11 protein-coding genes are annotated in these 11,676 nt (G+C 65.7%); 6 read left to right on the top strand and 5 right to left on the bottom strand.

Features of this window, described 5'->3' with window-relative positions:
• Positions 1–11 precede the first annotated feature (11 nt).
• From MUU56_RS07820 to MUU56_RS07800, 5 genes are all read right to left on the bottom strand, one after another.
• Positions 12–1,067: a dipeptidase gene (locus MUU56_RS07820; protein ID WP_244766757.1), complete on the bottom strand. Its 1,056-nt coding sequence runs from the start codon at positions 1,065–1,067 to the stop codon at positions 12–14.
• A gap of 84 nt (positions 1,068–1,151) precedes the next feature.
• On the bottom strand, positions 1,152–2,312 hold the full coding sequence (gene nagA / locus MUU56_RS07815; protein ID WP_244766756.1) for an N-acetylglucosamine-6-phosphate deacetylase: 1,161 nt from the start codon (positions 2,310–2,312) through the stop codon (positions 1,152–1,154).
• A complete protein-coding gene (locus tag MUU56_RS07810; protein WP_244766755.1) occupies positions 2,309–3,331 on the bottom strand; it encodes an SIS domain-containing protein in 1,023 nt (340 codons plus the stop codon). Before MUU56_RS07810 ends, nagA begins: the two co-directional genes overlap by 4 nt.
• 20 nt (positions 3,332–3,351) lie before the next feature.
• Complete coding sequence (locus tag MUU56_RS07805) at positions 3,352–4,116, bottom strand: GntR family transcriptional regulator (RefSeq protein ID WP_133032888.1); 765 nt, start codon at positions 4,114–4,116, stop codon at positions 3,352–3,354.
• Positions 4,113–5,000, bottom strand: coding sequence for a glucosamine kinase nucleotide-binding domain-containing protein (locus tag MUU56_RS07800; protein ID WP_244766754.1), 888 nt, complete (start codon positions 4,998–5,000; stop codon positions 4,113–4,115). Before MUU56_RS07800 ends, MUU56_RS07805 begins: the two co-directional genes overlap by 4 nt.
• A gap of 197 nt (positions 5,001–5,197) precedes the next feature.
• Between MUU56_RS07800 and MUU56_RS07795 the strand changes: the two genes are divergently transcribed.
• The 6 genes from MUU56_RS07795 (at position 5,198) to MUU56_RS07770 (ending at position 11,595) form a co-directional block, all read left to right on the top strand.
• On the top strand, positions 5,198–6,091 hold the full coding sequence (locus MUU56_RS07795) for an N-acetylmuramic acid 6-phosphate etherase (protein ID WP_244766753.1): 894 nt from the start codon (positions 5,198–5,200) through the stop codon (positions 6,089–6,091).
• A 44-nt stretch (positions 6,092–6,135) separates the two neighbouring features.
• Positions 6,136–7,395, top strand: coding sequence for an ABC transporter substrate-binding protein (locus MUU56_RS07790; RefSeq protein ID WP_244766752.1), 1,260 nt, complete (start codon positions 6,136–6,138; stop codon positions 7,393–7,395).
• Between the two features lie 321 nt (positions 7,396–7,716).
• Positions 7,717–8,667 carry a carbohydrate ABC transporter permease gene (locus MUU56_RS07785; protein ID WP_244766751.1) on the top strand — a complete coding sequence of 317 codons (951 nt, stop codon included), beginning with the start codon at positions 7,717–7,719 and terminating at the stop codon, positions 8,665–8,667.
• Positions 8,668–8,682: 15 nt separating this feature from the next.
• Positions 8,683–9,522 carry a carbohydrate ABC transporter permease gene (locus MUU56_RS07780; protein WP_064330485.1) on the top strand — a complete coding sequence of 280 codons (840 nt, stop codon included), beginning with the start codon at positions 8,683–8,685 and terminating at the stop codon, positions 9,520–9,522.
• A complete protein-coding gene (locus MUU56_RS07775) occupies positions 9,519–10,583 on the top strand; it encodes a Gfo/Idh/MocA family protein (RefSeq protein ID WP_244766750.1) in 1,065 nt (354 codons plus the stop codon). Before MUU56_RS07780 ends, MUU56_RS07775 begins: the two co-directional genes overlap by 4 nt.
• Before the next feature lie 10 nt (positions 10,584–10,593).
• The gene (locus MUU56_RS07770) at positions 10,594–11,595 is read left to right on the top strand and encodes an ABC transporter ATP-binding protein (protein WP_244766749.1); all 1,002 of its coding nucleotides are present in this window, start codon (positions 10,594–10,596) and stop codon (positions 11,593–11,595) included.
• The last annotated feature ends 81 nt before the right edge of the window (positions 11,596–11,676 follow it).

Below are 11,676 nucleotides of genomic sequence, written 5' to 3'. Positions count from 1 at the left end.
GGTTGTTCTGGTCAGGCTTCGCGCCAGACGGTCCTGAGGAGCCGCAGCCAGTTTTCCCGGCAAAGCTTTGCGAGGTCGTCCTCGCTGTAGCCGGTCTGGCGCAGCGCCTCGACGAGCGCCTGGCTGCCGGCGGCGTCGTGGATCGCGCCGGGAATGGTCGCGCCGTCGAAATCCGAGCCGAGCGCCACGCAGTCGATGCTCATGCGCTCCACCATGTGGTCGATGTGGCGCACCATGTCGGAAAGCGGCGTTTCGGGGTTTTCGAGGCCGTCGGCCCTCAGCATGGTCGTGGCGTAGTTGAGGCCGGCAATGCCCTTGCGCTCGCGGATCGCGTCGAGCTGGCGGTCGGTGAGGTTGCGCGAGATCGGCGTCAGGGCGTGGGCGTTGGAATGGGTGGCGACGAGCGGCTGCGTGCTTTCGCGCGCCACGTCCCAAAAACCCTGTTCGGTGATGTGGGCGAGGTCGATCATGATGCCGAGCCGGTCGCAGGCCTTCACCAGTTCGACGCCGGCCGCCGTCAGGCCCGGCCCGGTATCGGGCGAGGAGGGATAGGCGAAGGGCACGCCATGGCCGAACAGGTTGTGGCGGCTCCAGACGGGGCCGAGCGAGCGCAGGCCTTTGTCATGGAAGCTTTCGAGGTTCGACAGGTCCTCGGCGATCGGCTCGCAGCCCTCGATATGGAGCACGGCGGCGAAGCGGCCGGCATCCATGGCCGCGCGGATCGCCGCCGTGGAGCGGCAGATCGAAAGGCCGCCGGCCTGTTCCAGCCGGGCGGCGATATCAGCCATGTCGAGCGCGATCTTCAGCGCGTCGGCATGCTCGCGCGGCCCGACCATCTGGATGTTGTAGTGGCCGTTCTCGTCGACCTCGCGCGGCGGATAGTCCTCCACTGGCGGGATGAACATGGCGCAGAAGCCGCCGGCAAGGCCGCCCTTCTTCGCGCGCGGCGCGTCGATATGGCCCTGGTCCGTTCCGTCGATGAATTCAGCGATCGGGTCGGCGCCCTTGCGGGCATTCTCCCACAGGCGAAGCAGGACGTCGTTGTGGCCGTCGAAGATCAATTGCATGGGGCGCTCCCGGATCGATACGTCAGATCATCCGACGGGGTAGAGCCGATTCCGCCGCGGCCCGCAAGAACCGCGGCGGAGGCATCAGGCGGCGAAGACCGGCGTGCCGGCGATCCAGGTGGAGAGGACGTTGATATTGCCGTCGATGACGGCGATGTCGGCGTCATGGCCGTGGGTGAGACGGCCCTTGCGGCCGGTCATGCCGATCGCCTCGGCCGGGTAGAGCGAGGCCATGCGCAGCGCCTCCTCCAGGTCGAGGCCGACGTGGTCGCGCATGAAGCGGATGCAGGAGGCCATGTCGATATCGGCGCCGGCGAGCGTGCCGTCGGCTAGCGTCAGGCGCCCGCCTTCGCGAAAAATCTCGCGGCCGTTGAGGAAGAAGCTCGTCATGTCGGTGCCGATGGTCGACATCGCGTCGGTGACGAGGAAGATCCGGCCGGGGCCGCGCTTGGCCCTCAGGGCCACGCCGATGGAGGCCGGATCGACATGGAAGCCGTCGGCGATCAGGCCGGCATTGAGATGGCCGAGATCGAGCGCCGCGCCCACCATGCCGGGCTCGCGGTGGCCGAGCGGGCTCATGGCGTTGAAGAGATGGGTCATCATGCCGGCGCCGGCCTCGACGGCGGCGGCGGCGGTCCTGTAGCTGCAATCCGAATGGCCGAGGCTGACGGTGACGCCCGCCGCATGGAGCGCGGCGATCTGGTCGTTGGTGGCGTTTTCCGGTGCCAGTGTCATCAGGAGGGCATCGAGGCCCTTTCGCGCCGCGATGGTGCGGGCGAGGTCGTCGTCTTCCATCGGGCGGATGAGGTTCGGGTCATGCGCGCCCTTGCGGGCGACCGAAAGATGCGGGCCTTCGAGATGGAGGCCGAGAAAGCCCGGCACCTTCGCCTGCTGCGCCGCAAGGCCGGCGGCGATGGTTTCCGTCGTCACCTGAACATTGTCGGTGATCAGCGTCGGCAGGAGGGCCGTCGTGCCGAAGCGGGCATGGGCGGCGCAGATCGTGCGGATGCCTTCGAGGTCCGGCCGCTCGTTGAGCAGAACGCCGCCGCCGCCATTGACCTGCAGGTCGATGAAGCCGGGGACGAGGGACAGCCCGTCCATCGGCACGGCGCGGGCGTCGGCCGGCACATCGCGAAGGGGCGCGATGGCCGTGACCTTGCCATCCGCGATCAGCAGCGCGCTGTCCTCGTGCCACAGATCGCCGTCGAAAATGCGGGCGCCGGTAAGGGCGGTGAGCGCTGTCATCGGGTTTCCGTCACTTTCTTCAGGTTGACCGGCTTGTCGGGATCGAGGCCCTTGCCGCGCGACCAGGCCTCCACGAAGCCGTAGAACGGCACGATGAGGGCGAGCGCATCGGTGATCGGATGGCCGGTGGCGACGAAGGGGAGCTTTCGCGCGCTTTTTGCGCCGGCGGCGGTGACGCAGGCATAGGCGCCGCGGTCGGCGAGGCTGTCGGCCATGCCGGTGACCGAGGCTTCCGCCGCGTCGCGTGCGGCAAGCGCGATGACCGGGAAGGACGGGCCGACGAGGGCGACCGGGCCGTGCAGCACTTCGGCGGAGGAATAGGCCTCTGCGTGCATGCCGGAAGTTTCCTTGAACTTCAGCGCCGCCTCGCTGGCGATCGCAAGGCCCGGGCCGCGGCCGAGCACGTAGAGCGACTGGGCGTCCTTGAGGTCACCGGCAAGGTCGGACCAGTCGAGCGCCACGGCCTTCGCGAACTGTTCCGGCAGGGTCTTCACGGCGCGGTCGAGGTCGGAATCGCCCGTCCATTCGGCGAGCACGGCAAGGCCGGCGACGATGGAGTTGACGTAGGATTTCGTCGCGGCGACGGAAAGTTCCGGGCCGGCGGAAAGATCGAGCGAGTGCGAGCAGGCATCCGCCAGCGGCGAGGGCAGGGTGTTGGTGAGCGCGATGGAGATCGCGCCGCCCTTGGTCGCGCCCTCGGCCATGGCGACGATGTCGGGGCTCTTGCCGGACTGGGAGATGGCGATGGCGGCCGCGCCGCCGAGCTTCAGCTTCGCGCCGTAGATGGAGGCGAGCGACGGGCCGAGCGAGGCGACGGGCCGGCCGGCGGTGAGCTCGATCGCATATTTCAGGAAGAGCGCGGCATGATCGGAGGAGCCGCGGGCGACGGTGACGAAGAACTGCGGATCACGCTCCCGCAGTGCCTTGCCGGCCGCCGTGACGGCGCTGGCGGAATTTTCGAGCAGCCGCGCCGCCGCTTCCGGGATTTCGTTGATCTCTTTGCGCATGTTGGTCTGCATGGAATTGCCTTTGCGGTTGGTCACGTCTCGGAAAGCGTCAGTTCGGCGACGAAATCGTAGGCATCGCCGCGATAGATGGAGCGGGTGAACTCGACCACCCGGCCGGAGCGCAGATAGGACACCCGCTCGATGGAAAGCCCGGCGGAGCCGGCGGGCACGCCAAGCATGGCCGCGTCCGGATCCTTCATGTTGTAGGCGGAGATGCGCTGCACGGCGCGCACCGGCCGGCAGCCGCGTTTTTCCAGCGCGGCATAGAGCGAGGTCGTGACCTGCATCGGATCCGGCAGGAATTCCGCCGAGATGCAGGCGCGCTCGATGGCGAGCGGCATGTCGTCGGCGACGCGCAGGCGCCCGAGCCGCGCAACGAGGGCGTCGGCAGGAAGGCCGAGCATCATCATTTCGTCCGGCGAGGGGTGGAACAGGCCGCGGTCCAGCCATTCGGCGCGGGTGACGAGGCCGCGCCGGGCCATGTCCTCGGTAAAGGAGGTGAGGCGGGAGAGCGACTGCTGCACCTTGGCGACGGGCTTGGCGACGAAGGTGCCGGAGCCGTGGCGGCGTACCAGCAGGCCGTCCTTGACGAGGTCGTCGACGGCCTTGCGCACGGTGACGCGGCTGACATTGGCGTGGTCGGCAAGGTCGCGCTCGGCGGGCAGGGCGTCGCCGTAGTTCAGCTTGCCCGAGGTGATCGCCTCCTCCAGCATCTGGCGCAGCTTGACATAGAGCGGGCCGGGCACGCCCGACTGCAGGCTTTCCGGCGTGAGGATCGCGGCAAGGGGCGTGGTCATGCGGCAGCTCCCGTTCGCTCTCTGTAACCCTTGGCGGCAAGCGCCACGGCGCCGGTCAGGGCGTCCGCTTCAGCCTCCACCAGGATCGCGCGGTGATGTTCGGAGAGCCATTGCGGATAGAGCGGGGCAAGGCCGCCGAGCAGGCAGAGGCGCGGCGCGCCGGCCAGCGCCATGATGGCGTCGAGGGATTCGTTGACGCTTGCCGCCCCCGCCGTGACGATGGCGATCGCCTGCGGGTCGCCCTCCTTCGCGCGGGTGAAGACGAGGGGGGCATAGCGGCCGAAATCGCCGGGCTTGGAGAGGCGGGCGAATTCGACGATGCCGCGCGGATCGTGCTTGAACTCGTCGAGAATGGCATCCGTGAGGCCCGAGCGCGGATGCACGCCGTCATGGGCGAGCAGCGCTTCCTGGAGCGCCGCGTGGCCGATGCGCGCGCCGCCGCCGAGATCGCCGACGGTAAAGCCCCAGCCGCCGACATAGCGGACCACGTCGTTCTTGCGCCCCATATAGATGGAGCCGGTGCCGAGGATCGCGACGGCCCCGTCGGTATCGCCGATCGCGCCCTGCAGGGCGATCAGGCCGTCGGAATCGATGTCCGTATGGCGGAAGGGCAGGCGGTCGTGCACGTAGCGGGTGAGATCGCCGACATTGGTGCCGGCAAGGCCGAGGAAGGCGGAGGCGCCGTCGACGCCGGCCTCGTCGAGCCCGGCGTCGCGATAGGCGGCCCTGGCCGCTTCCGCGATGGAGATGATCGCATTGTTGGGATCGGTGAGGATATTGGCCGCGCCGCTCTTGCCGCGCCCCAGGATGGAGCCGTCCGGGCGTGCGACCGCCGCGCGGCAACTCGTCCCCCCGCCGTCGATACCGAGAATAAGATCTGTCATGGGCACCTCCGAGCACAACGATACCAAAAAAATACCATTAACCAAGGGGTATGGTGATGCCGAAAATAAGCTTTCGTTCAAACTGCTGTTTTTAAATGATAAAAATATTTGAGATCAAAAAAGTGGTCTCAAAAATTAATTTCCTATGGACAATTGGTATTTTTTTGGCATTAATTCCGGCCAGAGGAGACACGGCGATGGCTGCAGGCAGGACAGAAGGCAGACACGATCAGGCAAGCGGGCTGGACGAGCGTCAGCCCGTGGATGTGCTGAAAGTGCTTGCGGATGCCCAGAAGGTCGCGGCCGGCGCCGTCGATACGGCGCTTGCCGATATCGCCACTGCCGCCCGTCTTGCGGCCGATGCGCTTCTGTCCGGCGGACGCCTGGTCTATGTGGGCGCCGGCAGCTCCGGCCTGATGGCCATGGCCGACGCGCTCGAACTTCCCGGCACCTACGGCATTTCCCGCGATCGCATCGTCATCCTGCTCGCCGGCGGGGCTGCGAGCCTCGAAGACCTGGCGGGCGGCTACGAAGACGACCGTGCGCTCGCCGTCGGCGACGCCGCGGCGGCAGGCATCGGCGCGCGCGACTGCGTGGTCGCCGTTTCGGCGAGCGGCAACACGCCCTATGCGCTGGCGATCGCATCCCATGCGAAGGAGAAGGGCGCCCGGGTCGTGGCGCTCGCCAACAATCCCGGCGCCGCGCTGTTCGAGGGGGCCGATGTGGCGATCCTGCTCGAAACGCCGCCGGAGGTCATTTCAGGTTCGACGCGCATGGGCGCCGGCACGGCGCAGAAGATCGCCTTCAACATGTTTTCCACGCTCGTCGGCGTGCATCTCGGCCATGTGCACGATGGCCACATGGTCAATCTCAAGGCCGACAACATCAAACTGAGAGGACGTGCCTGCCGCATCGTCTCCGACATTTCCGGTGTCGGGCTCGACGAGGCGGAACGCCTCCTTCAGCGCTCCGAAGGCTCGGTCAAGACGGCCGTGCTGCTCGCTGCGGGGGCGCGGGATGCCGGCGCGGCCGAGGCGGCGCTGGACCGCGCGGGGCAGAGCCTCCGGCGCGCCCTGAAAACCCTTGGATAAACTGGTCTCAAAACGCGCCGCGGCGCATAAAAGGGGAGAATGAAATGACACGCACCGCAATCAAAGGCCTGTTGCTCGCCACGAGCATCCTCGGCACGGCCGGGCTTGCCCAGGCGCAGGACGTCACGCTGACGGTCGAAAGCTGGCGCAACGACGACCTGTCCATCTGGCAGGAAAAGATCATCCCGGCCTTCGAAGCCAAGAATCCCGGCATCAAGGTCGTCTTCTCGCCGACCGCGCCGACCGAATACAACGCCGCGCTGAACGCCAAGCTCGACGCCGGCTCGGCCGGCGACCTGATCACCTGCCGTCCGTTCGACGCCTCGCTCGAACTCTTCAACAAGGGGCACCTTGCCGGCCTGAACGACCTGCCGGGCATGGAGAACTTCTCCGACGTCGCCAAGTCCGCCTGGACGACGGACGACGGCGCGACGACCTTCTGCGTGCCGATGGCCTCGGTCATCCACGGCTTCATCTACAACAAAGACGCCTTCGACCAGCTCGGCATCGCCGTTCCGGCAACGGAAGCCGAATTCTTCGCCGCGCTCGACAAGATCAAGGAAGAGGGCAGCTACATCCCGATGGCCATGGGCACGAAGGACCTCTGGGAGGCCGCGACCATGGGCTACCAGAACATCGGCCCGACTTACTGGAAGGGCGAGGAAGGCCGCAAGGCGCTGATCGCCGGCACGCAGAAGCTGACCGACGACGCCTGGGTCGAGCCTTACCGCGTTCTCGCCAAGTGGAAGGACTATCTCGGCGACGGTTTCGAAGCCCAGACCTATCCGGACAGCCAGAACCTCTTCACGCTCGGCCGCGCTGCCATCTACCCGGCCGGCTCGTGGGAAATCGGCCTGTTCAACACGCAGGCGCAGTTCAAGATGGGCGCGTTCCCGCCGCCGGTGAAGAATGCCGGCGACACCTGCTACATCTCGGACCACAACGACATCGGCATCGGCCTCAACGCCAAGAGCGGCAATGCGGAGGCCGCCAAGACGTTCCTGAGCTTCGTCGCCTCGCCGGAATTCGCCGACATCTACGCCAACTCGCTGCCGGGCTTCTTCAGCCTGAACTCGACGGCCGTGAAGATGAACGACCCGCTGGCGCAGGAATTCGTCTCCTGGCGCGAGAAGTGCCAGCCGACGATCCGCTCGACCTACCAGATCCTGTCGCGCGGCACGCCGAACCTCGAAAACGAGACCTGGACCGAATCGGCCAACGTCATCAACGGCACGGACACGCCTGAGGTGGCCGGCGAGAAGCTCCAGAAGGGCCTCGACAGCTGGTACAAGCCGGCCAACTAAGACCGGGACAAATTAATGTGCGGGGAGGGGAATGCCCCTCACCCCAGCCCTCTCCCCGCAAGCGGGGAGAGGGGACCGAGACGTTGCGGCAAGTCTCCTTCTCCCCGCTTGCGGGGAGAAGGTGGCCGGCAGGCCGGATGAGGGGCTGGGTGCCCCCGATCTTTCCGAAGATGGAGAGGTCAGGACGCCGCAAGGCAAAATCGGGGAGCGACCCCGGCACTATCGTGTATGCTGAATTTGTCATGTGCGGCACAACCGGCCGCGCAACGCGTCCGTGCATGCGGACCTAACCAACAACAACCGGACGGGGCACGCTGGGCCATGAGCGACATACCTTCTTCCCATGAGGCAACGGGGCCGATCAGGCGGCCAAGGCGCTGGCATATCGGCGTTTTCCTGCTGCCGGCCTTCATCGTTTATTCGGCGGTCATGATCCTGCCGCTCATAGAGACGCTGCGCCTGTCGCTGTTCAACACGGTGGACGGCCAGCCGGCCTTCGTTGGCCTCGGCAACTTCAAGGTGCTGTTCGGCGACGAGCGCTGGGCGGCCGATTTCTGGAACGCGCTGAAGAACAACGTCATCTTCTTCATCATCCACATGCTGGTGCAGAACCCGATCGGGGTGGCGCTCGCGGCCATGCTGTCGATCCCGAAGCTGCGCTTTGCCGCCTTCTACCGCACGGCGATCTTCCTGCCGACGCTGCTGTCCTTCGTGATCGTCGGCTTCATCTGGAAGCTGATCCTCTCGCCGATCTGGGGCGTCTCGCCCTACCTGATGGATCTGGTCGGCCTGAAGTCCTTCTTCTCGCCCTGGCTCGGTAAGCCGGGTTCGGCGCTGATCGCCGTGTCGCTGATCTCGGTCTGGCAATATGTCGGCATTCCGATGATGCTGATCTATGCGGCGCTGCTCAACATCCCTGAAGAGGTGATCGAGGCGGCCGAATGCGACGGCGTCACCGGCTGGAGCCAGTTCTGGAAGATCAAGCTGCCGCTGATCCTGCCCGCCATCGGCATCATCTCGATCCTCACCTTCGTCGGCAACTTCAACGCCTTCGACCTCATCTACACCGTGCAGGGCGCATTGGCGGGGCCTGACAAGTCCACCGACATCCTCGGCACGCTGCTCTACCGCACCTTCTTCGGCTTCCAGCTCCAGCTCGGTGACCGCTCGATGGGTGCGACGATCGCGACGGTCATGTTCCTCATCATCCTCGCCGGCGTCTCGCTCTATCTCTTCGCCATCCAGCGGCGCATGCGTCGCTACCAGTTCTGATCGGGAGGGCCGGACATGTCCAAAGCACGCACTTCGCTGACCCGCACGTCGCTCGTCCACCTGGCGCTGATCGGCTACGCGATCATCTCGGTCTTCCCGGTGTTCCTGACGCTCATCAACTCGATGAAGGATCGCAACGCCATCTTCCGCAACCCGATGCAGCTTCCGACGCCGGAGACCTTCGACCTCGTCGGCTATACGACGGTGCTGGGGCAGGGGGATTTCGCGACCTACTTCCAGAACAGCTTCATCGTCACGGTGGCCTCCATCGCGCTGGTGCTGCTGTTCGGCGCCATGGCTGCCTTCGCGCTCTCGGAATACCGCTTCCGCGGCAACACGCTGATGGGCCTCTACCTTGCCATCGGCATCATGATCCCGATCCGTCTCGGCACGGTGGCGATCCTGCAGGGCATGGTGGCGACGGGGCTCGTCAACACGCTGACGGCGCTGGTCCTCGTCTATACCGCGCAGGGCATCCCGCTCGCCGTCTTCATCCTCTCCGAGTTCATGCGGACCGTCTCCGACGACCTCAAGAATGCCGGACGCATCGATGGCCTTTCGGAATATGCGATCTTCTTCCGCCTCGTCCTGCCGCTCGTCAGGCCGGCCATGGCAACGGTCGCGGTCTTCACCATGATCCCGATCTGGAACGACCTGTGGTTTCCGCTGATCCTGGCGCCGAGCGAGGCGACCAAGACGGTGACGCTGGGCTCGCAGATCTTCATCGGCCAGTTCGTCACCAACTGGAATGCAGTGCTCGCCGCGCTCTCGCTCGCGATCCTGCCCGTTCTCATCCTCTACTTCATCTTCTCGCGGCAGCTGATCCGCGGCATCACTTCGGGAGCAGTCAAGTGAGTTCTGCCACATCCCCCATTCGCGTCCTGTCCGCCGGCCTCGGCAATATGGGCCGCAGCCATGCGCTCGCCTACCATGAGAATCCGGGCTTTGAGATCATCGGCCTCGTCAACCGCTCGAAGGTTCCCGTCCCGGCGGGGCTGGAGGGCTACGAGATCCATCCGTCCTTCCCCGACGCGTTGCGCGAATTGAAGCCGGAGCTCTGCTCGATCAACACCTATTCGGACAGCCATGCCGAATATGCGATCGCCGCGATGGAAGCGGGCGCCCATGTCTTCCTCGAAAAGCCGCTGGCGACGACCGTGGCGGATGCCGAGCGGGTGGTGGCCTGCGCGAAGGCGAACGGCCGCAAGCTCGTCGTCGGCTACATCCTGCGCCACCATCCTTCCTGGATGCGGCTCATCGAGGAGGCGCGCAAGCTCGGCGGGCCCTATGTCTTCCGCATGAACCTGAACCAGCAGTCGAGCGGGCCGACCTGGGCGACCCACAAGGCGCTGATGCAGACGACGCCGCCGATCGTCGACTGCGGCGTGCACTATGTCGACGTGATGTGCCAGATCACCGACGCCAAACCGGTCGAGGTGCGCGGCATGGGCCTGCGCCTCTCCGACGAGATCGCGCCGGACATGTACAATTACGGCCATCTCCAGGTGCTTTTCGACGACGGTTCGCTCGGCTGGTACGAGGCGGGCTGGGGGCCGATGATCTCGGAAACGGCCTTCTTCGTGAAGGACGTCATGTCGCCGAACGGCTCCGTCTCTATCGTCATGGACCCGAACGCCAAGTCGGACGACATCGACACCCACACCAAGACGGCGGTCATCCGCCTGCACAACGCGGCCACCGGCCCGGACGGCAGGTTCCTGTCGCCGGACGAGGACCTGAAGATGGCCGGCGAGCCCTGCCACCAGGAACTGTGCGACCGCGAGCAGGCCTATGTGCTGAAGGCGATCCGCGAGGACATCGACCTCACGCGGCACATGGACGACGCGGTGCAGTCGCTGAGGATCTGCCTGGCGGCCGATGAAAGTGTCAGAACCGGCCAACCGGTCAAGTTTTAAGGGGATATCAGTGGGCTCTCTTCAACTCAAATCCGTACGCAAGTCCTTCGGCAATGTCGACGTGATCAAGGGCATCGACCTCGACGTGAAGGACGGCGAATTCGTCATCTTCGTCGGCCCCTCGGGCTGCGGCAAGTCCACGCTGCTGCGCATCATCGCCGGCCTCGAGGATGCGACCTCCGGCTCGATCACCATCAATGGCACGGAAGTCGTGACCGTGCCGCCGGCAAAACGCGGCATCGCCATGGTGTTCCAGTCCTACGCGCTCTATCCGCACTTGACGGTCAAGGACAATATGGGCCTCGGCCTCAAGCAGGCGGGCGCCCCGAAGGACGAAATCGAAAAGCGCGTCGCCAAGGCCTCGGGCATGCTGTCGCTGGAAAAGTACCTCGCCCGCCGTCCGGCGGAACTGTCCGGGGGCCAGCGCCAGCGCGTCGCCATCGGCCGCGCCATCGTGCGCGAGCCGAAGCTGTTCCTGTTCGACGAGCCGCTGTCCAACCTGGATGCGGCGCTTCGCGTCAACACCCGCCTCGAGATCGCCCGGCTGCACCGCGAGTTGAAGGCCACCATGATCTACGTCACGCACGACCAGGTCGAGGCGATGACGCTGGCGGACAAGATCGTGGTGCTGGATGCGGGCGTCATCCAGCAGGTCGGCTCGCCGATGGAGCTCTACAATCGGCCGGCCAACCTCTTCGTCGCCGGCTTCATCGGCTCCCCGGGCATGAACTTCATCGACGCGGGGCGCCTCGGCGCCTCCGACGCCAAGACCATCGGCGTGCGCCCGGAGCACATCACGCTGTCGCGCGAGAGCGGCGACTGGCAGGCGAAAGCCGTGCATGTCGAGCATCTCGGCGCCGACACCATCGTCTACCTGGAATCGGAGAAGGTCGGGGCCTTCACCGTCCGCCTGTTCGGGGAGCACCACTATCAACCGGACGATGTGGTCTTCGCCACGCCGGCGGAAAATCAGCTGCATCGCTTCGATGCAAATGGTCGTGCCATACGATGAGGACCCTCATCACAAGTCCGTGATTGGCGCCGCGGCAGTGATTGTCAAACGTCAGAAACTAACATACAGCGTTGTTTGTAT

This window comes from Shinella yambaruensis (genome assembly GCF_022899355.1).
Classification (GTDB): domain Bacteria; phylum Pseudomonadota; class Alphaproteobacteria; order Rhizobiales; family Rhizobiaceae; genus Shinella; species Shinella yambaruensis.
The sequence above is the reverse complement of the archived record's forward strand: the minus strand, read 5'-3'. Positions and strand labels throughout refer to the sequence as shown.

What these genes read in the sequence shown, in the direction of transcription:
- MUU56_RS07820 (WP_244766757.1), bottom strand. Translation starts at nt 1,067, where the DNA reads ATGCAATTGATCTTCGACGGCCACAACGACGTCCTGCTTCGCCTGTGG.
- nagA (WP_244766756.1), bottom strand. Translation starts at nt 2,312, where the DNA reads ATGACAGCGCTCACCGCCCTTACCGGCGCCCGCATTTTCGACGGCGAT.
- MUU56_RS07810 (WP_244766755.1), bottom strand. Translation starts at nt 3,331, where the DNA reads ATGCAGACCAACATGCGCAAAGAGATCAACGAAATCCCGGAAGCGGCG.
- MUU56_RS07805 (WP_133032888.1), bottom strand. Translation starts at nt 4,116, where the DNA reads ATGACCACGCCCCTTGCCGCGATCCTCACGCCGGAAAGCCTGCAGTCG.
- MUU56_RS07800 (WP_244766754.1), bottom strand. Translation starts at nt 5,000, where the DNA reads ATGACAGATCTTATTCTCGGTATCGACGGCGGGGGGACGAGTTGCCGC.
- MUU56_RS07795 (WP_244766753.1), top strand. Translation starts at nt 5,198, where the DNA reads ATGGCTGCAGGCAGGACAGAAGGCAGACACGATCAGGCAAGCGGGCTG.
- MUU56_RS07790 (WP_244766752.1), top strand. Translation starts at nt 6,136, where the DNA reads ATGACACGCACCGCAATCAAAGGCCTGTTGCTCGCCACGAGCATCCTC.
- MUU56_RS07785 (WP_244766751.1), top strand. Translation starts at nt 7,717, where the DNA reads ATGAGCGACATACCTTCTTCCCATGAGGCAACGGGGCCGATCAGGCGG.
- MUU56_RS07780 (WP_064330485.1), top strand. Translation starts at nt 8,683, where the DNA reads ATGTCCAAAGCACGCACTTCGCTGACCCGCACGTCGCTCGTCCACCTG.